The 23926-nt window shown below is 64.7% G+C and carries 24 protein-coding genes; 9 read left to right on the top strand and 15 right to left on the bottom strand.

Going from position 1 to position 23926, the window contains the following annotated elements; translation table 11 throughout:
* Positions 1-196 precede the first annotated feature (196 nt).
* Positions 197-691: a hypothetical protein gene (locus tag ACFY1L_RS45240; RefSeq protein WP_351330799.1), complete on the top strand. Its 495-nt coding sequence runs from the start codon at positions 197-199 to the stop codon at positions 689-691.
* Positions 692-782: 91 nt separating this feature from the next.
* A complete protein-coding gene (locus ACFY1L_RS45245) occupies positions 783-1298 on the top strand; it encodes a hypothetical protein (RefSeq protein ID WP_388839083.1) in 516 nt (171 codons plus the stop codon).
* Positions 1299-1509: 211 nt separating this feature from the next.
* Here ACFY1L_RS45245 and ACFY1L_RS45250 read toward each other — a convergent pair whose 3' ends face one another.
* Positions 1510-2703 (bottom strand): serine hydrolase domain-containing protein, encoded by a 1194-nt coding sequence (locus tag ACFY1L_RS45250; RefSeq protein WP_388839086.1) that lies wholly within the window; start codon positions 2701-2703, stop codon positions 1510-1512.
* Positions 2704-2777: 74 nt separating this feature from the next.
* On the bottom strand, positions 2778-4121 hold the full coding sequence (locus ACFY1L_RS45255; protein ID WP_388839089.1) for a tetratricopeptide repeat protein: 1344 nt from the start codon (positions 4119-4121) through the stop codon (positions 2778-2780).
* A gap of 256 nt (positions 4122-4377) precedes the next feature.
* On the opposite strand from ACFY1L_RS45255, the gene ACFY1L_RS45260 reads away from it, so the two are divergent.
* The 4 genes from ACFY1L_RS45260 to ACFY1L_RS45275 all read left to right on the top strand — a co-directional run bounded on the left by ACFY1L_RS45260 (position 4378) and on the right by ACFY1L_RS45275 (position 7238).
* A complete protein-coding gene (locus ACFY1L_RS45260; RefSeq protein ID WP_388839092.1) occupies positions 4378-4947 on the top strand; it encodes an ATP-binding protein in 570 nt (189 codons plus the stop codon).
* A gap of 49 nt (positions 4948-4996) precedes the next feature.
* Positions 4997-5164, top strand: a complete 168-nt coding sequence (locus ACFY1L_RS45265) for a hypothetical protein (protein WP_388839095.1) — start codon at positions 4997-4999, stop codon at positions 5162-5164.
* A gap of 86 nt (positions 5165-5250) precedes the next feature.
* Positions 5251-6447, top strand: a complete 1197-nt coding sequence (locus ACFY1L_RS45270; RefSeq protein WP_388839098.1) for a JmjC domain-containing protein — start codon at positions 5251-5253, stop codon at positions 6445-6447.
* A complete protein-coding gene (locus ACFY1L_RS45275) occupies positions 6381-7238 on the top strand; it encodes an aldo/keto reductase (protein WP_388839101.1) in 858 nt (285 codons plus the stop codon). The genes ACFY1L_RS45270 and ACFY1L_RS45275 overlap by 67 nt, the downstream gene beginning before the upstream one ends.
* On the opposite strand, the gene ACFY1L_RS45280 is transcribed toward ACFY1L_RS45275, so the two are convergent.
* Together ACFY1L_RS45280 and ACFY1L_RS45285 are read right to left on the bottom strand one after the other, a co-directional pair.
* Positions 7226-8083 (bottom strand): hypothetical protein, encoded by an 858-nt coding sequence (locus tag ACFY1L_RS45280; RefSeq protein WP_388839103.1) that lies wholly within the window; start codon positions 8081-8083, stop codon positions 7226-7228. The two genes, ACFY1L_RS45275 and ACFY1L_RS45280, sit on opposite strands and share 13 nt — an antisense overlap.
* A 97-nt stretch (positions 8084-8180) precedes the next feature.
* A complete protein-coding gene (locus tag ACFY1L_RS45285) occupies positions 8181-8837 on the bottom strand; it encodes a class I SAM-dependent methyltransferase (protein WP_388839106.1) in 657 nt (218 codons plus the stop codon).
* A 269-nt stretch (positions 8838-9106) separates the two neighbouring features.
* Between ACFY1L_RS45285 and ACFY1L_RS45290 the strand changes: the two genes are divergently transcribed.
* Entirely contained in the window at positions 9107-9607 is a 501-nt protein-coding gene (locus ACFY1L_RS45290; RefSeq protein WP_388839109.1) for a hypothetical protein, read from the top strand.
* Between the two features lie 237 nt (positions 9608-9844).
* Here the strand turns inward: ACFY1L_RS45290 and ACFY1L_RS45295 are convergent, their stop codons facing one another.
* From ACFY1L_RS45295 to ACFY1L_RS45305, 3 genes are read right to left on the bottom strand one after another with little or no spacing between them, the layout of a single operon-like run.
* Entirely contained in the window at positions 9845-10546 is a 702-nt protein-coding gene (locus ACFY1L_RS45295; RefSeq protein ID WP_388839590.1) for a hypothetical protein, read from the bottom strand.
* Between the two features lie 37 nt (positions 10547-10583).
* Entirely contained in the window at positions 10584-10856 is a 273-nt protein-coding gene (locus ACFY1L_RS45300; protein ID WP_388839112.1) for a DUF6313 family protein, read from the bottom strand.
* On the bottom strand, positions 10853-11173 hold the full coding sequence (locus tag ACFY1L_RS45305) for a DUF6313 family protein (RefSeq protein ID WP_388839115.1): 321 nt from the start codon (positions 11171-11173) through the stop codon (positions 10853-10855). The genes ACFY1L_RS45300 and ACFY1L_RS45305 overlap by 4 nt, the downstream gene beginning before the upstream one ends.
* Positions 11174-11575: 402 nt before the next feature.
* Between ACFY1L_RS45305 and ACFY1L_RS45310 the strand changes: the two genes are divergently transcribed.
* A complete protein-coding gene (locus tag ACFY1L_RS45310) occupies positions 11576-12040 on the top strand; it encodes a hypothetical protein (protein WP_388839119.1) in 465 nt (154 codons plus the stop codon).
* A 15-nt stretch (positions 12041-12055) separates the two neighbouring features.
* On the opposite strand, the gene ACFY1L_RS45315 is transcribed toward ACFY1L_RS45310, so the two are convergent.
* Both ACFY1L_RS45315 and ACFY1L_RS45320 read right to left on the bottom strand, forming a co-directional pair.
* Entirely contained in the window at positions 12056-12232 is a 177-nt protein-coding gene (locus ACFY1L_RS45315) for a DUF397 domain-containing protein (RefSeq protein WP_388839565.1), read from the bottom strand.
* A gap of 32 nt (positions 12233-12264) precedes the next feature.
* Entirely contained in the window at positions 12265-13113 is an 849-nt protein-coding gene (locus ACFY1L_RS45320; RefSeq protein WP_388839122.1) for a helix-turn-helix domain-containing protein, read from the bottom strand.
* Positions 13114-13330: 217 nt separating this feature from the next.
* Between ACFY1L_RS45320 and ACFY1L_RS45325 the strand changes: the two genes are divergently transcribed.
* Positions 13331-14206 carry an ATP-binding protein gene (locus ACFY1L_RS45325; RefSeq protein ID WP_388839125.1) on the top strand — a complete coding sequence of 292 codons (876 nt, stop codon included), beginning with the start codon at positions 13331-13333 and terminating at the stop codon, positions 14204-14206.
* Positions 14207-14274: 68 nt separating this feature from the next.
* Here the strand turns inward: ACFY1L_RS45325 and ACFY1L_RS45330 are convergent, their stop codons facing one another.
* From ACFY1L_RS45330 to ACFY1L_RS45355, 6 genes are read right to left on the bottom strand one after another with little or no spacing between them, the layout of a single operon-like run.
* A complete protein-coding gene (locus tag ACFY1L_RS45330; RefSeq protein WP_388839128.1) occupies positions 14275-15615 on the bottom strand; it encodes a DNA cytosine methyltransferase in 1341 nt (446 codons plus the stop codon).
* Positions 15616-15624: 9 nt separating this feature from the next.
* Positions 15625-17466 (bottom strand): DUF6339 family protein, encoded by a 1842-nt coding sequence (locus ACFY1L_RS45335; protein WP_388839131.1) that lies wholly within the window; start codon positions 17464-17466, stop codon positions 15625-15627.
* Complete coding sequence (locus ACFY1L_RS45340; protein ID WP_388839134.1) at positions 17466-18362, bottom strand: hypothetical protein; 897 nt, start codon at positions 18360-18362, stop codon at positions 17466-17468. Before ACFY1L_RS45340 ends, ACFY1L_RS45335 begins: the two co-directional genes overlap by 1 nt.
* Positions 18359-20347, bottom strand: a complete 1989-nt coding sequence (locus tag ACFY1L_RS45345) for a hypothetical protein (protein ID WP_388839137.1) — start codon at positions 20345-20347, stop codon at positions 18359-18361. The genes ACFY1L_RS45340 and ACFY1L_RS45345 overlap by 4 nt, the downstream gene beginning before the upstream one ends.
* On the bottom strand, positions 20344-21366 hold the full coding sequence (locus ACFY1L_RS45350) for a PD-(D/E)XK motif protein (protein ID WP_388839140.1): 1023 nt from the start codon (positions 21364-21366) through the stop codon (positions 20344-20346). The genes ACFY1L_RS45345 and ACFY1L_RS45350 overlap by 4 nt, the downstream gene beginning before the upstream one ends.
* Positions 21363-23912 carry a Z1 domain-containing protein gene (locus tag ACFY1L_RS45355; protein ID WP_388839143.1) on the bottom strand — a complete coding sequence of 850 codons (2550 nt, stop codon included), beginning with the start codon at positions 23910-23912 and terminating at the stop codon, positions 21363-21365. The genes ACFY1L_RS45350 and ACFY1L_RS45355 overlap by 4 nt, the downstream gene beginning before the upstream one ends.
* Positions 23913-23926 lie beyond the last annotated feature (14 nt).

Consider the following 23926-nt stretch of genomic DNA (forward strand, 5'->3'; position numbering starts at 1 on the left):
CGGATGAACCACGCCCATCTCTCCCGCCACGAACGGGAGTTCATGCCCACCCACCCGAACTAAACGATCACGTTCGGAAAGCGGATGGCGTCTGAGATCGTCGACAGCCATACGCCGTCCGGCAACGGGGGCCAAGCGAGGGGGAACCGGACTCAGGGCAGCCGCCGTTGCGGCCGCAGCAGCGGTGGCTCTGGGAGTGACGGCCCCACTGGCCGCGGCGACGGAGGCGCAGAACTCCGGCGCACCTGCGGCCACTTCAGTACTCGACGCGGAAGCGGCGAACTCGTCCGACCTGGCGTTCACCGCAGCCGACGTACGCGACCTCATCCAGCGGATCAAGGCGGACGGGGGTGCGGACACCGCTCAGCTGGCGCAGTTCGAGGCATACGCCAACTCCCTGGAAGGCAAGTCGGCGGGCAAGCCGATGCAGCGCTTCGGCTGGAGCACCATCGTCCGCAAGCTCGTGGTGGCCGGCTTCCGCCACGGCGGCGTGTGGATGGGCAAGGTGCTCAAGCACGTCTCGCCGAAGGCGGGCCGCTATGCCTCCAGGTACGGCAACAAGATCGCCGACGCCATCGACGCGGTCGAGAACTGGGGCGAGCACGCGCTGACCCTGGCCCTGATGCGGGCCGGACTGCCGTCAGACGTGGCAGGTGACCTCGCGAAGGCGATCATCATCGTTGCGGCGTAACCCCCGCGATCGGCCCGGCCGCGATGCCCGAGCGTTGCGGCCGGCGCCGAGCCTCCAGGGACCGACGAAGGAACAGAAGAAGGTGTACGACGTGGACGCGCGACCCGCGCCCGAGGACGAGGACGACGTCGTGGACGGCGAACCGTCGACCCCAGGCGACAAGCGACTTGCCCGAGCCGTCGTGGGCGGACTGCTCCTGCTGGTGACCGCACTCGTGGGCCTGGTGTTCCTGCTCGTCCTGCTCATCACGGTGGCGGTGTTCCCGGAAGCGGTCCAACTCGACGGCCTCACCTCACTGTTCTGGGCCCTGCTGCTCCTCGCCCCGTGCTCCGTGATCGCCACGGCCATCACGGTGCCCGCACGACGCTTCGTCCGCGCCACCCTCGCACCCTCACCCACAGCGGCCCGCGCCTCGGACGCCGCCTTCGCCTGGCTGTCGGCCTTCCTCATCGGCGTGATGCTGCTGGAGTGGACACCGGGAGTCCACGCCCACTCGGTGCTTCCGGCGGCTGCGGTGGCTACGGTCGGACTCGTCCTGGAGCCGCTGGCTGAGCGGTTGGGGAGAAGCAAGGCGAAGGAAGACGGGGGCAGCGCGCCGCCTCACTGAATCCGGCACCATCTCATCGACGAACGGGTAACGCTCAGAGGGCCTGGTGTGGCGTTGACGGAGGCGGCCGCCGTCTGGGGCGTGCTGTGTCTTGCTCCGGCAGTCCGGGACAGGCCGCCCTGTCCGAAAAACGTAGGGCCTCTCAGTTCTCATCGTGCTGTTCAGTGCCCTGGCCGCCCGAACGAACAGTTCTCTTGCGGACGGCCTCTTATCAGGCCAGGGGCCTCGAATGTTTCGGCAAGCACCTTCTTACTGCAGCAACCAACGACGTCGCCCGATTGTCATTGGGCCCGCCGATGATGTTGTTCATCACGTAACCGAAGGCGATGCCGTGCTCCGGGTCGGCAAAGCCGAGCGAGCCGCCTCGGCCGGTGTGGCCGAAGGCGTACGGCCCGGTCATGGGGTTGGCATCCATGGGCAGCATGTACCCGGAGCTGAACCGGCTCGGGAGCACCATTACCTGGTCAGCTCCGCCGGCCTGCTCCTTGACCGCAGAGGCGAGAGCTTCCGCGGTGAGTAGGCGTACGCCGTCCACCTCACCGATCAACGCGGCGTACATGCGTGCCAGTGAGCGGGCGGTGCCGATGCCGTTGGAGGCCGGCAGCTCCGCGGCCTGGACCTCGGGCGAGTTGAAGTCGATCTCGGTCGGGTCGGTGACCGCGAACGCCCGGTTGCTGAGCGAGTTCGGGTTGCGCCAGGCTGCGACAAGATCGCGAAGGTCCTCGGGAATCTTCTCCGGGGGCAGCGTGGTGAAGTCCACCTCGGGCTGCTGGTAGACCATCCGGCTGACCCGGTCGCGTTCACTCGCCGGCAGGCCCATGAAGAAGTCCAGTCCCAGTGGGTCAGCGATCTCCTCGGCGAAGTAGCGGCCCGGCGAGCGGCCGGACACCCGACGGATCACCTCACCGACGAGCCAACCCCAGGTCCTGCCGTGGTAGCCGTGCGCCGTGCCCGGAGTCCACTGCGGACGCTGAGCGGCCAGCGCAGCCACCATCGGGTGCCAAGCCAGCGCCTCGGCCAGCGGCACTGGTTGGTCCAATGCGACCAGGCCGGCCTGGTGCGACAGCAGCCAACGCACCGGGATGTCCGCCTTGCCGTTCGCGGCGAACTCCGGCCAGTACCTTGCCACCGGTGCGTCCAAGTCCAGTGCACCGCGTTCGGCCAGCATGTGTACAGCGGTCGCCGTTGCCCCCTTGGTCGCCGAGTAGACCAGTTGCAGCGTGTCCCGCGTCCACGCACGGTTCGTGCCTGGGTCGGCGACCCCGCCCCACAGATCCACCACCGGCCGGCCATCCTGGTACACGCATACCGCCGCGCCGATGTCCCCGTGCTCGGAGTAGTTCACCGCGAACGCCTCACGCACCGGTTCGAACCCAGCCGAGACCTCACCGTCGATCGTCGTCATGCCGTCCATCCTGGCATCCGGACCACCTGCTCCGACGGGGCGAGCTCACCCTCAGAATCCGAGAGGGGTGACTGTCAAGCTGCGACGGGTAAGGCCTGAAGGCGCTCGCGGAATTCACGAACAGCAGGAACTGCCTTGCATGGTTCGAGCCGCGCGGAGAACTCCTTCAAGCGGTCCACGGCTCGCACGGAGCTGACGCTGTTCTCCAGGAGTCCGGCGCCGTAGTTCGCGGCGTCCAGCGCTCCCTCCAGGTCTCCACCGGCGAGCCGGGCCTCGGCCAGGCGGCTGGAACGTACGGCCTTGTCTCGAGGAGCCGCGGTCTTCACGGAGGCCTCCAGGGAACCCGTCGCGCGCTCGAGCTGCCCGGACCGCAGCAGTACCTTGCCCTCGGTCGACTTCAGCTGGGCCTCGCCGAACCAGTTCAGCCAGTCCGGGTTCTCCTCCGTCGTGTGGCGCTCCCAGAGGGACACTGCATGGTTGAGCGCTGTACCGGCTTTCCGGTGGTCGCCGTCGCGCGACAGAGCCTCGGCCTTGTGCAGGTGAAGGAAGGACTGGGTGTACGGCGACAGCGATTGAGGGGCGTTGTCGATGGCGGTCGAGATGAGGGCGACCCGCTCGGCGGTCCGTCCGGCCTCGGAGACCTGGACTCCCATCTCCGCGAGGATGAAGGCGCCGAAGGCGTCGTCTCCAGCGGTACGGGCGCTGCGCAGGGCGCCGACGTAGTAGCGCTGGCCGGCGGACCGCAGGCCAGCGTCGTAGGCCATCCAGCCGGTCAGGTGCGACACCCGGGCCGCCAGCAAGTAAAGGCGGACGCGGACCCTTTCCGTGTAGCGGCCAGTGCCGAGGAGGCCGGTTACCAGGGCGAGGTCACCGCGTGCCTGCTCCAGGAGCCGGGCACCGCCGAGCTGGTCGTCGAGCGTGCGGAGAGTGCTGATGCGCTGCTCGATCGTCGAGACCATCGTGTCCGTTACCTGGTCCCCGTTGAGTGCCGAGGCGAAGGCGGAGGGCGCGTCCGCCCAACTTGCTGCGAGGCCCGTCAGGGCGGCGCCGGTGATGGTGAGAAAGCCCCGGCGGTCCATGCGGCCACTCCCCACGAGTTCGGACAAGGCTTCAACGGTACCGGCCTCGGTCCACGGGGTGGTGAGCCCGGTGATCTCCCAGACTGGGAGCCACCGGGGCCATCCTTCCTCCCGAACCTGCTCGTACGGGACATGCAGCAAGTCGGCGAGCACGCGCTGGGCATCGGTGTCTGGCTCCTGCCCCTGCTCCCATTTCCATACGGTCGTCCGGTTGGTCGCCAGCGGGATTCCGAGTGATCTCCCGTGCGCTTGCATGAGGCGGGCGAACTCTGCCTTGCCCCATCCGCGCGTGTGGCGGAGGAAGCTCAGCGGGTGGACTGCCAACGGCTCACAAGGCACGTCATCACTCCCGTCAATCCCCTCGCGGTGTAGTGGGGAGGCTACTTCGCGTGTCCGCGTACGGGGAGGGCGTCCCCAGGAGGAACCCCCTAGAAACGTTCCGCCTTGCCCGCTGGGCCCGTTGACTGAGTGTCAGCCATCCAACGAGGAGCCCGCCCAGGGCGTCGCTCCCGGGACGGTTCCCCACATCGGCGGCTCCGTCCCCGTTTCCCCGTCGAGGACGGAACCGCTCTCCAGCTCTTCGGAGGCGTCCGCCATGTCCACGTTCGTCCATCGATTCGTCCTCGCGGGTACCCAAGAGGACGTGCCCTTCGCCCGGCACAAGGTCATTGACCAGGTGCGTAAGTGGGGCGTTTCGATGGACGACGAGACCGATGACGCCATCCGCCTCGTCGCGTCAGAACTCATCACCAATGCCGTCGTCCACGGGGAGGGGCCCGTCACCGTCACGCTGCAACACCGGCCAGGTCACTTGGTGATCGACGTTCTCGACGGCAACTCATTGGCCCCGCAGAGGGGTTGTGCCCAAGCAGACGACGAGAGCGGGCGCGGTCTCGCGCTGGTAGGCGTGCTGGCGTCGCGTTGTTCCTGGGAGCCAACGAGACACGGGAAGCGTGTATGGGCGGAGATCACGCTGCCCATGCCGGTGCCCGCTGTCCGAACCTCCGCTCTGCGCTCCATGCCCGATCCCGACCTGGCCTTCCGGCCGACCACCGCGACATCGGCAACGTGGATCGGCCCGTCCGGTCGAGTGCCATGCACGCGGCCCTCTATGCCTGCCGCTCCACGGCTACTCCCAGCTCAAGCGGCCATGGGGCGGCCATAGACCTCCCGTCGGAGCCCTGACGGGAGAACCGAAAAGGAAGGAGCACGAGGTGGCAGAGCAAGTGGCACCGCCCCCGGCCCGGAGTGGCCTCCTGGTGGCGGTGGAAGAGCTGACCGCCGTCCATGACCGGTACGACAGCCTCCGATCGGACAACGCCGGGAGTTCCGGCGACGCGCCGTGGCCGGGTGGCGACGGCAACCTGCACGACAGCGAGTAGGCACCAGCGATGAGGGCCGGTGCGGTCGGCCGTGCCGGCCCTCATCGTTTCCGAATCACGTGGTCGAACCCATGGAGGACTCAGCGATGGAACATCAGTTGATCAGCGCCATCGAGACCGCCCTCGGGTGGAGCGGGGCCGAGGAACTGGGCAAGGGCTTCGTACGCGGGAGTATGCACGACCCTGCACTCGTCTCGCGCATCATGACTCCGAACCGCCTGCTCGACATCGCGATGCGCAGGAGCCTGAACCGCCCGCAGTTCCGGTGCTTCCAGGAGGGCGAGGAAGTCCATCCAGCTGTCTACTACACCGACAGCGTCAGCCCTCGCGGTCAGAGCGTCCCCATGGTCAACATGCGCAGCTTGGGCAGGCTCCTCCGGGAGGGCGCGACCATGATCATGGACCAGGCCAACGTCTTCGATCCCACGATGGAGGTCGCCTGCCGGGCCCTGCAGTGGTGGTCCCGCGAGCGAGTCCAGGTCAACGCCTACCTGACGACGAACGACGCCGCAGGCTTCCCTCTGCACTGGGATGACCACGATGTCGTGATCGTCCAGCTCGCGGGCGAGAAGGAGTGGGAGGTACGCGCGACCTCCCGCAAGGTCCCGATGTACCGGGATGCCGACCCCAACAACACCCCGAGTGACGAGATCATCTGGTCCGGCGTCATGCGGACTGGCGACGTCATGCACATTCCCCGCGGCCACTGGCATCAGGCCACGCGGACCGGCATCGGCTCCGGGAAAAGCCTTCACGTCACCTTCGGCATCACCAAGCGCACGGGAGCGAGCTATCTGGCTTGGCTGGCCGACTGGTGCCGCGAGCAAGAGATCTTCCGCCATGATCTCGACCGTTGGCACGGAACCGGCAGCGACGCCCTGACCGAAGCAGCCGCCCGGCTGGTCGGGGAGCGCTCGCCGGCCGAATTCCTGTCCGCGTACGAGCAGGAGACAAGCCTGCCTCGGCATGTGCCGTTCCTCGACGTACTCGGGCCGCTCGAAGCCGTCGTCTGCACCACCCACTTCCGTCCTCGGATCGAGGAAAACGGTGAGGCCGTCCACGTCGTGGTCTCGGGTAAGAAGCTCACCCTCGCGGCCAAGGCCCTGCCGGCACTGCGTCTGTTGCTGAGTGGCAGGCCGGTCGAGTTGGAGTGGGCTGCGGCCGCCGTCGGCGCCGAAGTGACGGAGGTCGCCGAGATCCTGGTGAAGGAGGAGCTGTGCGCAGTGCTGACCCCCGAGTTGTCCTCGGGTTACACCGGTCTCGTCACGAACGCCGCCTCCTGACTGAGGCGCTCGACCTCGGCGTCACCACGCTCGACACCAGCACCAACTACCTCGGCTTCCGCTCGCATCAGGCCCTGGCGCGGGCAGTCGGTGACCTTCTGCCGAAGTTCACGGTCTCTACGAAGGTCGGCTATTTCCCGGGGCCGGACAGGGCGGAGCACTCCTTGGATCCCGTACGCCTGCTCGCTGCCGTGGAACAGGCGGCCCAGGACCTTGGACGGGAGCCGGATCTGGTCTTCCTGCACAACCCTGAACATTCACTGCACGAATCCGTCCCACACGACCAGGATGTGCTGGTGGAGGCGTGCGCTGCCCTCGACGACGCTGCGGCCAAAGGGCTGTGCGCCGGCTGGGGTATCGCGTCCTGGGACACGTCACAGCTGGCGAACATGATCGACGCAACCGGGCCGAGACCCTCGGTTCTCATGGTCCGCGCGGGCATGCTGGTCGGAGCCAGAAATCTGGATGCCGCGGATGCCCTCATCAAGGCGTGGGACCTAAGCGTCGACGAGCTGTGGGGGATGAGCCCGTTCGGCGGCAGCACCAGCGACCCGGTGTGGGACAGGGTTGACCCACGCATCTTTCTCCGGACTGACGACCAACTCTCCCGTGTGCAGGCGGCGTTCAGAGCCGCATTTCATCTGCCGCGGGTCGGCTCCGTCGCCGTGGGCACCGATGAGCCCGCCCATCTGGGCGAACTCGTCGGTGCCCTGGCGGGCGAGGTCGATGAACGGACCGTGCGGGAGTATCGGAGTCTCCTTCGCGACCGCTCGCGTGCTCAGCCCTCCTGAAGCTCCTTGATGACCTGCTCAGCCATGCGCCGGGCGGGTTCCAGCCTAGGGTCCTCCGGGTGCGCGTACGGGCCGAGGATCTTCGAGCAGGCGAACAACGTCATCACCCTGCCGTCCCGGCTCTCGAAGTCGGACCGGCGCTCGCGCCGTACGCGATCGGCCAGAGCCGGGACAGCCAGGGAACTCGCCCAGAGCGAGGCCGAGTCCAGCCCCAGCGGTGCGTTGCCCCAGTCCTCCCAGTCGAAGATGCTGAATGTCGGCGCGGTCATGTTCGCCCAGTTCAGGTCCGCGTGGGCCGGGACCCACCGCTCCACGGTCGTATCGAAGTCGTCGGCGAAGGTGCCGCGGATGGAGTCGGTGACGAGGGCCTGGGTGATGGTGACGGTGTCCGGGGTGGCGACCCGGCACGTGTCCTGCGCCGCCAGAGCGTCCAATGAAGCGTTCAGCGCTTCCCACCAGGTATCCGGCAGCTCCGGGGCTTCACTCAAGATGGCGTTTCCGACGGGCGCCCCCGGCAGCAGTTCGGTCTCATCGGCTCGCCACATCACCGGCTCGTCCGTATCCCGCCAGACCACGCATCCGCGCCATTCGGGCTGGGCGATACCTTCCAGACGGGCTGCACTTTCCGTGCCGTTCCACCCCTGATCGGGGATCTTGTCGAACAAGCGCCGCTCGATCCGCACCCAGGTATCGCGGTTCGTTCTCGCCCCTACGGATCGGCGTTTACGCACCAACGTGCCTGTCAGCAAACGCACTTGAAGTGACCCCTCGACGCGGTCAAGAACCCCGTCAACCGGCTGCACTCGTAGATCAACAGCATGACCCGTGGAGACCGAGAGCGTCATGGACGAGACCGTACCAGCGGTGTGATGGGAGATGCCCATCGCCGACGCGGCTGGACGGCAGCAAGGCTGAGGCCTCCAGGGGAGGCGGTCCCTACCCCTACGGCGATCCTTGGGCTGTGGTGGACCTTGTCCCTCGGACGATCACGGTCTGCACCATGCCTTCCTTGCCGGGCGGCGGCGCGATGATCCAGCTGGCCACATCTACGAAGCCGACGGCGCGCAGGTGGCCCTCCCACACGGCGTCTGGATAGCACCACCGCGTAGCTGGCGCCTCCTCGCCGTGCAGAACGGCTCCGTATTCGCCGTTCTCGGGCGGTCGGTGCGAGAACACCAGGACGCCACCGGGCTTGAGCCTCCGCCAGATCTTGGGTAGCAGCACTTCCGGGTCGGTAAACCAGACCGCACCGAACTCCTCTCGGCAGGTGTCCAGGAACGCGGCTGCGTCTGCCTGGTGCAACTCCATGCCGACACCGGAAAGCGCACGCGCCGCCGTGATCTGATTCCCGGACAGGTCGACGCCGACCGCGCGACCGCCGCGCGCAGCGACGTGGGAGAGATTCCTGCCCTTCCCACAGCCCAAGTCGAGGACGCTTGTGCCGGGGCCTGTCGGCAGCAACTCCAGTTGCGGGCCGTGGTTGGGGTGCCCAGTCCACTGCGTCCAGTGGAAGCGGATCGGGTCACGATCCCACAGTCTGGCTTGGCGGCCGTCGCCGTAGGCGTCCCAGGCATTCTCCTCGGTGGCGTGTTGCGTCACGCTCTCTCCTCTTTCGTCAACAGAGTCCCGACCGGTGAGCGCATGGTGGCGCACCTTCCTTCAAGTAGCGAGCATGGAAGAGCACTTGGCCGTTTCGTGATCCACCAGCCAGCAGTGATTGTGCACCGCGCGAGAGCACTCTAAGCCGCCCGCGCCGATGTCAGATGCCCTTCGGCGCCCGTACCTGCAGCGTCACGGTGGATGGCAAGGAAGCCAATGAAGGCGACGGCCCAACCGGCATGTGACGGAGCCGACTTAGGATCTCGGCGATGACCGTCGTCTGTCACGCCGAAGGGGCTTTCTTGGCCGAACTTGTCCGGCAGCAACATCTTGATGCCGACGTGGAGTATCACGGCTTCGGGTTTCAGGAGTCCGATGACGGTGACCTGCCGGTCCCGTTCCCCGATGACTTCGCCGACGAGGTGTTCCTGAACGCCTTTCCTGGGCGCCTGGACGTCTGCAGCGCCGGCCACACGCACACCGCTTGGGTCACCGTGGAGGTGTGGGACGGGCGGCCGCCGGAGCAGGATTCCTCGGCATGGGACGAGCAGGCGGAAGCCGACTTCGAGTCGACCAGCGGTGAGGTGGCCGTGTGGTCAATGGGCCTGGGCCGGGCCGAGGACCTCATCACGCTCGCGGACTCGGGCGGTTCGTGGCGTGTGCGGGTGAGCTGCACGGGGCGCGCCGAGGCCGCGGCAATGTCCGAGGCGGAGGGCACGGGCGAAGGGGGGGAGAAGTACCTCGTCCAGTTCTGGCCGTCCCGGCCATGAGCGTCGCGAAAGGGGCGAGGCCCGCGCTGGAGGCTGCCCCGTCCCCTCCAGGCGGGCGTCAGGAGACGAACGCTGGCGCTCTCAGAGGGCGCTAAGTCCGTTTCTGGTAGCGGAGCAGGGAAGTGCATGGCGCTGAACGTGCGTCACCGTATGCGGTCGTTGTCACGCGGCTAAACATGCAGCCTTGCAGAGCTAGGCCCAAGTGCGGAGGGTGCTTCCGGTCAGCGCCAGCTGCCCCTACTTTCTCTGCTCGCGCTCCTGACGGCGGGCCTCCATGGGGCGCTCGCGACGGTAGCGGCGCTCCCACTTGGCCTGCCTGTCACGGCGGTCGCGGTAGGCGCGGTAACTCATGGGCATGGAGCCTTCGGACGACCCGCGGACTGTCCTGGCAGAATCACGTGCCTTGCGTGAGAGCAGTGCGTCGGTCCTCGGCAGGACGAAAAGGATGACGAGAGACAGGACGCTTGGACCCGCTAGGAGAGCTGACAACCAGGGAGTCTCCTGACTGACGGTTACCGCAGCGGCAATCAGTGCAGTGGAAACGATGCAACCAGCGATCAAACCGACGAGTTGGGCGACGTGGGTACGCCTTGAAGCCGCCTCTGTCAAACGATACTGGCGTTCGCGCTCAAGTTGAGGCACCAAAGCTTCGAGGGCGGCCTTAAGTTGCTCGGGCTGGAGCTTTGCCCATTCATGAACGGTTTCGAGGCCCTCAACAACCGCCTGCTCGGCATCCTTACCAGACCTCATGGTCTGGCCCTGCTGGGCTTCTCCGCTCAGCAGGGCGACAGCCTCGGCGATTTCGCGTTGGCTGAGGCGCTGGTCGTCGGCGGCGATGATCAGCGCAGCTGTGGACTCACGTGCGCTGGCTGGTGCATCTCGGCAGGCCAAGTAGAGCAGTTCACGCAGCTCGTCGGCTGATGCTCTGTTCTCCACCATGGCTCCAGGGTAAGACGGTTGGTTGGGGCAGGCGAGGCTATGAGTTGGTCGCGCAGATTGGGCACCTGCTGCCACGGGCGGGCAAGCTGGCCGCTGCGAAGTTCTGGATGATCATCTCGGCCTGTCGCAGAGCGCTCTCTGCAGAGTGCATGTCCATGGTTTTTGCCTTGAGCATCCTGCTGACGAGCTGTTCCCAGTGATCTTCCGCTACCTTCCAGTTGTCGGCGTGCCACTGGCTGGCGAACTGCTCCGCGATCTCTGCTGCGTCGCCGCCCTCTTCGTGCAGGTCGTAGAGGGACCGCATTGTCATGGCCCCGGTGGCTGCTGAGCGGGCAGCGATGCGCGCCGCAGCTCGGAGAGAATCACTTCAACGTCCTGTTGACGGTGAGAGTCAATCTGCTGTGTTACGAGGTAGCCCACGAAGCCACCGATGAACGCAGGGACCGCCGCCCATCCGGTAACAGATAACAACCAAGCGCACCACTTCGTCTTGGCCTCGCCTGGGGAATCGATACCCACCAGCAGATTGTAGGCACCGACCCAGCCGTCTACCGTTCCGTCAACAATGAATAAGGCGCACAGGGCAAGCAGGCCAGGCAGCGCCCTCAACAGCAGCCAGCGGTGCACCCGCGACAGCGCATCACGCGAGCGCCACCAACGGCGGACCCGGCGGGACCACGTAGGCCGAGGGGGCGGCGGCGTCCTCGGCGGTGCAGCGTTGGGGGGAGAGGCTGATGTCACGGCCGGAATCTAGCGAATTTCGGCATGACGTGTACCATTTTCGGGTCATCCGTTAAGTGGGCGTTAAGTCCGTTTCTGGTAGCGGCCTTGTCCGGGTTGGGCGAGGAAGCCCTGCCGGGTGAGGCGCCCGAGTCGGCTGCGGGTGACGTTCATGCATGGGTCGTCGGTGCGGATGCGCCGCTGTACGACGCTTTGATGCTGCGGCGCGATACTGCATGAAGTACGTGGAGCGCCCGATGCCGATGGGGCAGCCTTCAGCCCACCGCAACGCGCCCCTACCATCAGACCGTGGACTGGGGGACTCTCGCAGGAACTGCACTCGGCGCCATCCTGGGCGTCAGCACCACTCTTCTGGCCGAACGGTCGCGATGGCAGCGAGAGCACTCAGCTCGTGAACGCGCCGTCAAACAGCAGCTGTACGCCGAATACCTCGGGGCGCTGTCGCTGACCACGCACCGCCTCCGCGACCTGAAGCGCAGCTCTGACCTGACCAGGGAAGAACGCGTGGGGCAGGCAGGCGAGATACTCGGATCCACGAACGCCTACCACCTCCGCTATCAGATGTTGATCATCGCTCCCGAGCATCTCGGCGACCTGGCCAACCAGGCGTTCACGCGAGTCCGGGTCTTACGAGACCGATTCGACGGGCCCGACATCAACGCAGACGCCGAGTGGTCATCAACCATGGCCGCAGTCAGCGAGGCACTCGACAGCCTTCGCGTGGCAATGCGTTCGGATCTCACTTCGGACTGAGGCGCGTCTCGGGAACTACGCCAACTTGTCGTGCTTCAAGGCCTGCGCGAAGGAATTCCAAGCGACACTTCGAACTGCGACCACTGGCCCCGCCGCGCGCTTGGAGTCGCGTACAAGCGCACGCCCATCGGTCAGCGCGCACTCGACGCACTCGCCTCCTGCGCCGTTGCTGTACGTGGACGTGAACCACATCAGGCGGCTGTCGTTCGTGGGCTCTGCAATGCTCACCTTGTGTGTTCCTTCAGAACGGAGTTGATCAGCTGGGCGGAACGCTGAGGACTGAGAGCAGCGGCTCGCAAGCCGTCGAATGCCCTCGTGTACTCACGAACATGATGCTCGCCTTCCAAGTAGACGGCATCAGTGATGCCGTCCCGGTACACCAGGTCAGGGTCTTCCTGGTCGGGGAAGCCGAGCATCGTGAAGGAGCCCGTGGCCGGATAGGTGCCTGAGTCGAAGGGAAGGACCTGCAAGGTCACGCTCGGCAACTCGGTTGCTTCCAAAACGCGTTCAAGCTGTTCACGCATCAACGCTCGGTCGCCGATGACGTTGCGCAGAGCGCCCTCGTTCACGATGAACCAGGCATCGGGGGCGCCGGCCCGTGTCAACAGGGCCTGGCGCTCCATGCGCACGCGGACCGCCTTGTCGATGTCCTCGGCCGACATGTGAGCCCCCGTCTTGTGAAGCTCGCACGTGTACGCCTCGGTCTGCATGAGGCCGGGGATCAGTTCGCACTGGTACTGGCGGAACGCAGAGGCTTCCTGCTCCAGGCCGATGTAGATGTTGAACCACTCGGGGACACCGGAGCCGTGCACCTGCCACCAGCCGCGCGTCTTGGCCTCCCGCGCCAGCGACTTGAGGAATTCGCGGAGTTCGTCTGTGGTGCCGTAGAACCGGCACAGGGCGTCAATGTCCGAGGGTTGGACCCGGCCGCTGCCGGTCTCCATGCGGTTGACCTTTGAGCCGCTCCAGTCCAGGGCTTCGCCGACCTGTGCGCAAGTGTGTGCGTTCTTCTCGCGGAGCTTCTTGAGCTCGATCGAGAGACGGCGCCGGCGTGCCGTGGGTGATCCGGCCATCTCAACCCTCCGTTGAATAGCGGGCGTTCAGTCTCGCGCCAAGGCCTCCGCCTGCCAATCACTCGTAAGTGGGAATCTCGCCTTGCACATTGCACGACGGGATAGGCGCCCGCCACTCTGATCCGTAACGCCACTCACCGTGAGGGTGCGTAACGCTCCGCTCATCACGCGGAGAGGACATGCGACGAGAGGGGTCTTCGTGGTCCAGGAACCGTGTATGTCTCGAAAGCCCTGGGACCTGGCCTTCACGGCCGAACCCGAGGAAGTGGGCGCCTTACGGCGCATCCTGCGGCTGCACTTGCAGATGTGGGGACTACACGACATCACCGACGAAGCCCAGCTCTGCGTAAGCGAGTTGGGGGCCAACGTCATCACGCATGTCGGCCACGGCACCCCCGCCACGCTCATGGTGTCCATGAACGGCACCCACCTGCGTATCGAGGTCCACGATCCCGATACGCGAGCGCTGCCCACCCTCGTCGATGCGGGCTCCGACTCCGAGGGTGGACGAGGCATGGCTTTGGTCGATGCGGTGGCCGACCGTTGGGGAGTCTTTCTCCGCCCCGATCGGAAGGTGACCTGGTGTGAGTTGGCGACAGGGCTTACGCCCGCGAACGGTCACGCGACCAGAACCGGCGTCATAACGGCAGAGGCGTCGCCGGAGCTCTACACAGTGGCTAGGCGCGCTAGTGAAGCCACTCCGAGCAGGCTGACTTGGACGGTGGCTCTGGGAGTGGTGATCGACGTCATCACGGACTCCCTCCACTGGCTCAGAGCATGGCTGCTCCGAGGGAGAGGTTTTGGATTGGGCTCAGACTCGTTCCGTGTCGCTGGTCTCGGGAAGCGGAAACTTTCCATGCCAAAACCTGCTGAGGCCATGGTGTCCGATGCGCGTCGTATGGCCCGGATTCGAAGCCTCGCGCTCGAGGTGCAGGAGATCGATGAGGCTTGGACGCGGGAGGCAAAGGAGTTCGTGGGAGAGCACGGTGAGGTGCCCCTTCGTCTTCTGTCGCCGTACGACGAGGTTGAGACCGACTATGCGCGGATGGCTTGGAGAGTCGCCTCCGTGCTGGCCCGAGAACTGCTCGCCTGAAGCGGCTGCTGTGCTTGAACTCGGGTTGTCCTTCACCACGACGGCAATTCGAGTTCAGGCCCAGTAAGTTACCCCCGAAGATAGGTGTAAATGGACGCCGCGATGGCTCGTCCTAGAGGGACTGGTACGGCATTACCGATCTGCGTCGCAATCTCGGTCTTCGTTCCGCACCAGCGGAACTTCAAAGGGAACCCCTGGATCCTCGCAGCTTCGAAGTGCGTGATGGGGCGCGAATCCGTAGGGTGAAGGTAACGCCCCTTCTCGGGCTTGAAGAACTCGGTTCGAATGGTGACCGAGGGTTCGCCCAAGCGAAGCCTGCCCATGACATCACCGGTTCCGGTGTTGTGGCTGTCCCAGCTCTTGGTCGACAGAGGTTCCACAGGTGTCCTCACGCCAGACGGGTTCGGAGTATTGAAGACGTGGACCTCGCCGAACTCGTCCAATGTGTACCACTTGTCGCGCAGGTCTTTTCGGTTTCCGCCCGGGGGAATCGCAAGGTATCTCGCCCTTGAGAGGGGCTCGGGATTTCGGCCGAAATGCAAGTGGCGAGTGGTAAAAATTCCCGGGAGTGCAGCATCGACCTCAGGGATGAACTCCTTGTTGTCGGGTAGCTCGGTTCCCTGGATGAGGCGTTTTGCGGACTCACGAAAGATTGCGTCGACGGTGTTCCAGTACGAGATCCCCGCATCAACGCCGTCAAGCGTTGCAGGGTTGCCTTTCGGGCGGCGAGTGTGCGACTTGGCGGGATACTTCATTGTGCGCCCGTTTTCGATGTCTCGGCGTATCCCAATGACGATGGCCCGCCGACGAGCCTGGGCGGCGCCGTAGTCCGCAGAATTGAGGAGGTAGCGCTTGTTCCTTTGTTCCTCGCTGTCGCTCTTCTCGTAACCGGGAGGATCGACCAGTCGGTAGTCGGAGAGACGCCCCCCCTCCTTTACCTGACTGAGCAAGTTACTGAACTCGTCTGACTTGATGAAGCGATCGACGTTCTCGATGACGAAGACCTTGGGACGCACTTCGGCGACGATCCGAACGTATTCTTCCCACAGCCGATTGCGTTCGCTGCCCTTTTTCTCGCGGTTCAGGGCCGAGAAGCCCTGACACGGCGGCCCGCCGACGACCACGTCGGCGTGGAGATCCTCCGCTGTGGGCCGCCAGTCCTCGATGTCACCGACATGTACGCGAGCGCCCGGCACGCTCTTGTCGGATCGAAGCCGCCCGAAGTTCACGGCGTAGGTTGCTGCCGCCGCAGGGTTGTGCTCGACAGCCGCGATACTACGGAAGACGGGACCGCCTATATCCGACCCCGCGGGCCGGAACTCGTGAAACCCCTGGGTGAACCCCCCGCAGCCGCTGAAAAGATCAAGAACGGTGAGGGGTTCGGGTGCAGAGGGGCGGGGCGTGACCATGGAGGGATCTTAGCCTCGGAGCGCGGCTGCGAGGGCCAGACCGATCGCCGTCGCCAATGGAGGCGGCATCGCGTGGCCTATCTGGCGATACCTGGACGTCTTGCCGCCGAACAGCTTCCAGTCGGTCGGGAATGACTGAATCAGGGCGGCCTGTTCAACGGTCAGTCTGGGCTGACCGTCCATGGGGAAGTCGGGACCAGGCAGTTCGTCGCCGAGGCTGTTGCCGTTCACCCCGAGCGTCGCCCATGCCCTCTTGCTGCCCGTGGGGCCGAGATCCGCACCGCCTCGGCGATCGGAGCCCCCGACGACTGCCGGTGCGATGCGATCGGCGTTCCTGATCCAGTGTGCTGCTCCTGGCCACCCTTGGGCGGACATGGACGGTCCCAATACCTGACCCACGGTCGGCGCCGGGGCGTGGCTCGGCTCCGGCCAGGTGAACCGGCTGAAGTATCGCTCTTGCAATGCCACCAAGAAACCGCTGCTGCGATTCTGAGGGACGCTGAAGTCCGCCGCATTGAGGACTTTCCAACTGGTTCGGAATCCGGCCTGTCGCAGCTCGATCTCGATCCAAGCGCGGTCATCGGCAAACTCGGGCTTGTCCACGAGGTCGGGTACGTTTTCGAAGAGCACGGCCTTCGGCCTGATCTCGCATGTCAGGCTGATCGCAGCCCTGAGCACGCGCCGTTCCTCGGTGTCCTCGGTGCGACCCACAGCTGCTGGAGATTTCACCCGTGGTAGACCGCCACTAACGAGGTCGACCCCCCAGGTGTCGGGTCGCATACTTGGATGAAACTGCGCCACATCCATGCAGACAACATCCCAATGAGGCCGGTTGAGGTCGATGGTGAAGCAGGCATCGGCCTTGCTGTCTATGAGGAGAACCGGGTCGAAGCCGGCACGTTCGAGTCCGAGAGCCTGAGCGCCGGCGCCGGCGCAGATCTCCACGGACCTGAACCGCTGCGCCATGACCGCAGTTGTGGCAGCGGTAGCGGGAGATGCCGGTACTTCTTCGGCAGTCGTGGCTGCGGGCAGTTCTCTGGAGACGTCTGTCGTGGGCGTCTTTTGAGTGTCCTTCACAGGTTCTGCGGCCGACGTCGAAGGCGAGCGCTGAGCGTCCACGGCCTCTTGCGCCACGGAGCGCAACTCGTCGGCCAGGGCGCGCTCCTCGATCCCGTCGAAGAGCACGAACGGGGCGAGCCTGAGCAGCCGTTTGAGGAAGTCGCGAAGGGTGTCCCGTTCATTCAGCCCGCTCAGGTCGAGATCGCGCCAGACATGCAGGATGGCTCGCACCAGATGGGGACTTCCGCCGAGCGCGGCACGCCGAGCATAGATCTGGTCGAACGCTGCTTCGCCGAGGATCTCAAGCGCTGCGTATGGTTCAGGATCCCCTGGCGAGCGCACGAGTTGGGCTCGCCACCAGAGGCGCCCGAAGACGTGTCGGGTCAGGTCGGTGCCGAGGACACGGTCCTTGGGCGGCTGAGGGTAGCGCCAGAAAGCCACGTCAGGAAGGAGGACCAGAGCCAAGAAGGCCCACACGTCACGAGATGCAGCTTCAGCAGGCACCATGCCCATCTCGGCATGCAGCAGAGCCGCCAGTTGTAGGTCGAACTCAGCATTGCGCACACGGTCCGAGCTATCCGGGAAACCGGCCTGCTTTGCCAGGTCGAGAATGCCGTTGCGGAGCTCACGGAGCTGGTCCGGAGCAACCCGGTCACCTCCAGTGGCCACATACACCGCGGATTCGTGCGTGGCAGCGACGCGGCGGGACAATTCGGCGACCGTAAGGTGTTGGTACTCATCGAAGAGCGGTCTCGCCTGTGCTGTAAGCAGCCGAGGATAGAGGAAGCTCATCATGACACCTCGAAGATCTTGACGGCTGCTTGCAGGTCCGAAGCGAACAGACTTGGCGACTGGCGTCGGCGCAGACGAATGTCCGCGATCTGTTGTCCGGGAAAGAGTTGGTCGAAGAGGCTCAGCAAGGTGGCGCCCAGCGAACCGTCCGGGAAGTCGGACTCTTCAGCGAAGTCGTCGTGTGTTAGAGCGTGCTCAACCATCACGCGTGCAGCGTCGGCGTACACCGCTGAGAGCACGATCCGGTCTATCGGGCGAGGCCTGGCCGCGTTCTGGAATGCCGTAGACGTGACTGTGTTCCGCTCGTTGACGAGCAGCAACAGGGCCCCCATGGTGGCATGTTCCAGGCCTCCGCTGATCTGTAGATGCCAGGCCGCGTCATCGGGGAACGACGTCCGAGCGAAGTCGATGATCGCCATGGGGAATTGAGGGGCGTCGCCCTGCAGCCGCAGAGCCTCCCGATCGCTCCACAGCACGGAGCCGGCGCGCCGGGGTGAGGAAGGACGCGCATCGTTCCTTCGCTGGGCCAGCACCAACGCGGTGTCAAGCAGCAGGAGCCCGCCGAGGTCGGCGCCGCTCAATCTGATGTCGAATTCCACGGTGTTCATGCCGCTTTCGGGCAACAACACGTGCTGGGCAGGGCCACTGAGGTTGGACCCTGTAGCGGTCCAGACGGCCGAGAGCATCAGAGCAGCGTCTTCGGGAAGTCCCGTCTGGCGCCGCGTCAGGTCCAGATCAATGCGAACCGCCCGTCGTAGGTGCAGGTCCATCTGGTAGTCCCAGTCAGGCAAGGCCTCGGGCAACTCCACCTCGCCGTCCTCAACCACCAAACGCCAGAACTCGGGAGACACGACGTTCTCGGCAGGAGCGCGGTAGGGAAGTCCGCGTCGCGTCACGTGACCCTCACCGCCTCGACCTTGATGCCAATCTCGGTCATGGTGTCCGGCGCAGGTCTGACCACCGCGCGCCAGACCGACTCACCACCCTCGACGACTTGTCGCTCGGACGCGTGTAGGAGCCCTGCGTCGTCTTCCCAACCGATGAGAGCAGGCATGGTCGCACCGATAGGGGGATCTGTCTCACGGCCGCCGGTGCCAGGAAGCGTCACAGCGAGATCAATGCTGACGCGTTGAGGACCGGGCACGGGCAGCCTGAACTCCTGCACCAGGACGGCGGTGTCGCCGCGATCGTCGTAGTAGGGATCTCCCAGGTACTGCACGCGCGGGCGTCGGCGCGGAGCTTCGAAACTGCTTCCTTGGAGAGACTCGGAGAACGGCCGGCCTTCGTTGCCAAAGCCCTCAGGGCGATGTCCTTCCCCGAAAGATGCCGTATCCGAGGGGGAAGCCGCCGGAGCCGGCGTGCCTGCCGGGCGACGGCTCGAAGTCTGTGCGGTGGTATCCGCCCTGGAAAGGCCCCCAGCAGGGCTCCCGGGTTTGGAGTAGGCAGTTGCGCCGCCGATTCCCCAAGCGCCCCCCACCAAACCGGAGAAGAGAGAACTGGCAGCTCCCAAGGCCACGTTGCTGGCACCGGGACGTGCGATCCCGCTCAACGAAAGAAGGTGTTCCAGGGCTTCGCCGATACGCCGATACGTCGTTTGGACGAAGGTGCTGTCGGGCCTGTCCAGGGATTGAGGGTTCCAGGCGTCGTGCGTGGGCGGCTCAGCCCTCGCATAGACGTCGTCCATGGTCTCGTCGCCTCGGAAAACCCCCGCGTAGCCTTGATTGGTGCTTGGAGGTTTCGGCCCGGCATGGTAGGTGACGACGAGTTCTGCCGGACGCATGAGACAGACGTGATGGATCAAGTCCTCGATGTCCAACATCCTTGACGCCCGGGACGGTTCGAGCGGCGGCATGATCCGCTTTACCAGCCCAAGCCGCCCCAAGTGCCGTTTGGGCCGATGGCAGTCGAGGTCACTTCCGTCCGGTCCCGCCATCACTTCGTAGGCTGTCACGAACATGTTGAGCGGACGGGTGTCGCGAGGGTCGGGAACCGGATGGTGGACGCCGTCGCATGTGACTGAGAAGCGCATTGCGGGCGTCTTGCCGCCAGTGGAGATCATCTTGGGCCAAAGGTGCCAGGCTATGGTCTCGCCCAAGTAGTCGGCTGCCTCGGGCGGTTCGAGTTCGTCCAGGTTCGGATCGAGGACTACAACGGTCGTGCCGGTCTCACGTGGTCCGAAGGCTTGCAGGCCCAGGCGCTGAGCCACCGTCTCCGCTTCCTCCCCGACGAGCGGCTCGACAACCTGGCCAGAGGTGTCTCCCCACCAGTGTCGACCCGTGTAGCGACGGCTCTCGTCCTGATCAGTGGGCACGTAGCTCTTCCAGAGCGTGCAGCCGATGAGGCGGGTTTCGTACGCGCCTTGCGTGGTTCGGCACCGGGAGTGGACAAGGACGGTTCCGGGCTTGGACAGCAGGTAGAAGATGCCCTTGCCGAAGCCGTAGGTGCCACCGCCCAATTCGTTGTCGCGTGGTTCACCTATGTTGCGAATGAAGGAGACGAAGTCGCGTTCCGGGCCCACAGCGTTGTCGGCGCGAGTAGGCCCCCCGAGTCCTCTGGTTCCCCGGTCGGACACGGAAAGGATTCGGATCGAGCCGCGGTTGAGCGTGTCGCGGAGAGGGAAATTCGCGCTGTTGGGCGCTCCCTCCGAGAGAAGCTCACGCCAGGCAGGGGCATGGGCCGGTCCGACGGTTCGAATGTCAATTCGATAGTCGACCGGCACACCCGACTGCGGCAGGCGGGCGTCCCAACTGTTCTGGGCGGACTCTCGCACCAGAATGGTCAGCAGATCGAGCTCCGGGCGGCCGAGCTGATTACGGATGCCTTCAGCGGCGCTCGCACCTTCTGGGGGATAGGGCTGGGAGAACCAGCGGGGTCCTCTCACACGGACTCCTGGATCATGCGGTCGATCGTTCGGGACACTGCGTCGGAATCCATGGCGGTCGGAGAGTCGCCGGACAAGTCGATCGTGTACTCAACGTCCACCACGGAGACGGGCACGTCCGCGGCCACAAGCGTACGGGTCGTCAGCTTGGGGAAGCCAGGGACGACTTCGTACCAAGTTTCCTCGTCCACCTGGAAGTACATCTCGCGATACTGCTCTGCGTCGACGGGTCGGTAGCCGGCCTCGGCGAGCAGTTCCCGGAGAGTGCTCTCGTCGTCGCACAGTCGCAGGACTCGATCGAGCAAGTCCAGGAAACCGATACTCGAATCGCTCCTTGCGGTGCGACGCAGCCGGAACCAGGCCAGTGAGAGCGTCCCGCCTTCTGGTGCATCGAGTTGATCAAGTCCATGGATGCGTGGCCGACGTCCCTCGGTGACAGTGCTCGTCTTCACTTCCACGGCTGTGCTTCCGGCAGAGAAGTCGTGGTGGTGACCTTCTGGACCTCGCCACAGGCGATGGGCGCTCGAATCCCGCTTGAGGAGTTGCTCAAGAATCAGCAACTCACCGAACAACCCTGCGAGTTGTTCGATCCCCAGGGGCGCCCCCTGAGTTTGGAAGAGGGCTTTCCACCGGTCGAGGACGCGGTAGAGCGCTTTCACGGGGTTCTCGGGCAGCCTGTCTGCCGTGCCCACCACCTCAACGCACAGTTCCGTGAACAGGTCGTTGAGGTCTGTTCGCAAGCAGGCGAGATCCGCATACGTCTGGTAGGTCTCGGCATCCTCCAAGGGGCGCTTGCGCAGTTGAAGGACAGGGCCGTCGAGGCCGGAACGTATCTTCCCGTGTGTAGGAATCGGTACCAAGAGGTGGCGGTGACCGTCGTGGTCGACGGCGACGGCCAATGCAGGATCGGTTGCAGCGGGCAGCAATGAGACCCGCAGGCGACGCTCGCTGGTCGTCCCTTCTGTCTCGAGGGCGGTCCAACACTCCTCGACGACTCGGTGCATGCTGTCGTCTCTCATGCGTCTTCACTTTCGAGGGCACTGAGATCCTCGTCCTCGATACGCAGACCGGACAGATTGGCTGAGATGTATTTCTTCACCGTGCTGTCCTCGTGTTGCGGTTGAGGGAACATGAGGCCGACGCCGATTACGTGTTCGTCGGCATTCAGGGCAGCACGTGCCTTCTTCGCCGGGCTAGGCTCGGACATTTTGTCAATTGGATACAAAACCAGCAGGCCTGTGTTCGGCAACTGGAGACGACGCTGGTCCTTGATGCCTTGTTCGGTCAACTTCTCGATGTCGCCGGTCAGATCGACTGCGCCGTCGCGGCGGCTCATCAGAGTCTTGATATCGGCGAAGTCGGGATCGGGGTTCTTGATGGCAAGACGCGCACGGCTGTTGAGCCCCACACTCACGGTCGGGGCGAAGCTGAAGGGCTCACCTGCGGGGTTGCCGACGACGGCGATGTTCCACCGGCGGAGTGAGCCCGCTGTCACTCGCTTCCGGATGTAGTCCCTGATGAGATCGGCGTCGTTCTCGGGTGACTTCTCGTGGAACTTGTACGCCGCCAGGAAATCGGTCACGGCGTCGAACGGCACGTCACGGAAGATGTAGCGGCCGTCTTCGGGCCGGTGTTCCACTCTGACGGCATTCGAAACGGACGCGCTCACCAGGTCGCGCGCGGCTGCCAGGTTCGTGCCGAGCCATTTGGAATTGGTGTGGAAATAGTGTGTCTGCACCCGCTTGCCGCCGTATGAGGATGCCGCGGTGACTGCGTCCTTCATCTTGGCCGCCGCCGTGACGCGAAGGGCCGGGTGGGTTTGCAGACGGACCGCGAATGTGGTCGGCGTCTCGTCCTCGGTCATGTAAATGTCAATGTCTCGACGCATCTCGGTCTCGACCGTGGCCAGATGACGGAACCATTCGGCCAATTCGTCGGTCATCCAGATGCGGGGAAGATCCGCGTATCCATTTCGGAAGCCGAACCAACGTCCCATTTGCAGCAGTGTGTCGTACGCCGAGACGGAGCGTACGAAGTAACTCACCGCCAAGCCCTCCAGCGTAAGTCCACGGGACAGCGTGTTGCCGCCCACGGCGATTGCCACGACAGGGCCATTCTCGTAATCGAGGCGGTCCTCGCTGCTGGAGTTGTCCATGATGATCCGGCAGCTACGGAGAACGCCCGGCAGTTCGGGGACCAGTTCCGCGAAAGGCACTTTCGACTCACCGAACTCCGATGCGGGGACCCTCTCCGTCTCCAGGTCCCAAAGATCACGCAGCCGGGCAAGGAAGGCCGCGTCGGCGAGGGATCCTGCGGCCCGGTCCAGCAGGTGTTGCAAGGGGCGCTTGAAGCTGTTGTGCACTGCGGTGTTGACACTGGTGTGGATCAGCATGGTGCTGTGCGGGTTGCCGGATCCCCGTACACGGCGGGCAGCGGTCGCCAACCAGAAGTACTCGATTGCTTTCCGGAGGGTGTCGGTGATGATGGGTTCAAAGCCATCTATGTCGGCTCTGGTCTCGGGGCGCACGCAGGTTACGTCGTCTTCCGGCACAGAGCGGATCATGTCGTAACCGTCGTCGACCTGTTCCGGGTCCTCGCCGTCGAGTGCGTAGCGGCCGAAGAGAACCTCGGTGCCGAAGTGGCCCGCAGGTTTGGGAAGGTTGACGACGAAATCCCGAGGATAGAGGTCCTTGGCGCTCGGATCGATCAGGAGGTTGGCGAACGGCGATGCCGTGTACCCCACGTAGGCGGACCGGGGAAGGCTCTCCATGATTCGAAGGATCAGCGGGTTGATGGACTTCGTTGCCACGGTGGCCTGATCTGCTTCGTCGTCGATGATGAGGGCCGGGCAGTCTTTCAGGTAGTCCGAGGCCTTTTCGAGCCAGACTGCGAGTTTGCGCAGTACCGTTGCGTTCTTCTTGACGACACACAGCACGCGCGTCTTGTTGTTCTTCCCGAAGTATGAGGCTGGGTTCTCCTGCGGAGTGAAGTCCTTCTCCAGCCCGGTCAGTTGGGACCACAAGGAGGGGTTGGGCTCCACCAGTTGCTGGACCAGCCGGGCTTGGGTCTGGCGCCGCAGGCCGTTGTGAATGCCTGCGAGGACGATGAAGAGTTTGTAGCCGCGATCGGCGGCCTTGGCCATGACCGAGGTGAAGTTGGTCGTCTTGCCGGACTGTACGTAGCCGACCACGAGCCCTCGCGTGGAGAACTTCTTTTCCTTTGGATGGTTCAGCAGCGAGAGGACGCGCGTGGATGAATCGTCCAGATTGCGAATTGCCGGATCCTTGGACCAGCCGTCCTTGCTTAGCAGGTCCACGATTGCGGGCCAGCACTTGTCCTTGGCCTGTGGACCCGTGTACCAGGTGTCGAGACCGTCTCGCACGACAGCGTGAGGTTCTTCGAGTTCCTTGATGCGAACCGTGTACTGCTCATGCTGCTCACGAATCTGCTGGACGATCTCTGAGCTTACACCCAATACCTCCAGGCGCTTGACTGCCTCTGAAGGCGGAAAGGCGTCCAGGAGTGCCTGGAAGGTCTCGTACATCGCATTGAATTCGCTGGTCATTGGAATCGACCGCC

The organism is Streptomyces sp. NPDC001663 (assembly GCF_042893105.1).
GTDB lineage: Bacteria > Actinomycetota > Actinomycetes > Streptomycetales > Streptomycetaceae > Streptomyces.

Bases quoted from the DNA above. Each gene is read 5' to 3' on its own strand.
- ACFY1L_RS45250 (WP_388839086.1), bottom strand. From the start codon at position 2,703: ATGACGACGATCGACGGTGAGGTCTCGGCTGGGTTCGAACCGGTGCGT.
- ACFY1L_RS45260 (WP_388839092.1), top strand. From the start codon at position 4,378: ATGTCCACGTTCGTCCATCGATTCGTCCTCGCGGGTACCCAAGAGGAC.
- ACFY1L_RS45270 (WP_388839098.1), top strand. From the start codon at position 5,251: ATGGAACATCAGTTGATCAGCGCCATCGAGACCGCCCTCGGGTGGAGC.
- ACFY1L_RS45280 (WP_388839103.1), bottom strand. From the start codon at position 8,083: ATGACGCTCTCGGTCTCCACGGGTCATGCTGTTGATCTACGAGTGCAG.
- ACFY1L_RS45290 (WP_388839109.1), top strand. From the start codon at position 9,107: ATGACCGTCGTCTGTCACGCCGAAGGGGCTTTCTTGGCCGAACTTGTC.
- ACFY1L_RS45295 (WP_388839590.1), bottom strand. From the start codon at position 10,546: ATGGTGGAGAACAGAGCATCAGCCGACGAGCTGCGTGAACTGCTCTAC.
- ACFY1L_RS45300 (WP_388839112.1), bottom strand. From the start codon at position 10,856: ATGACAATGCGGTCCCTCTACGACCTGCACGAAGAGGGCGGCGACGCA.
- ACFY1L_RS45315 (WP_388839565.1), bottom strand. From the start codon at position 12,232: ATGTGGTTCACGTCCACGTACAGCAACGGCGCAGGAGGCGAGTGCGTC.
- ACFY1L_RS45320 (WP_388839122.1), bottom strand. From the start codon at position 13,113: ATGGCCGGATCACCCACGGCACGCCGGCGCCGTCTCTCGATCGAGCTC.
- ACFY1L_RS45325 (WP_388839125.1), top strand. From the start codon at position 13,331: ATGTCTCGAAAGCCCTGGGACCTGGCCTTCACGGCCGAACCCGAGGAA.
- ACFY1L_RS45330 (WP_388839128.1), bottom strand. From the start codon at position 15,615: ATGGTCACGCCCCGCCCCTCTGCACCCGAACCCCTCACCGTTCTTGAT.
- ACFY1L_RS45335 (WP_388839131.1), bottom strand. From the start codon at position 17,466: ATGAGCTTCCTCTATCCTCGGCTGCTTACAGCACAGGCGAGACCGCTC.
- ACFY1L_RS45350 (WP_388839140.1), bottom strand. From the start codon at position 21,366: ATGAGAGACGACAGCATGCACCGAGTCGTCGAGGAGTGTTGGACCGCC.
- ACFY1L_RS45355 (WP_388839143.1), bottom strand. From the start codon at position 23,912: ATGACCAGCGAATTCAATGCGATGTACGAGACCTTCCAGGCACTCCTG.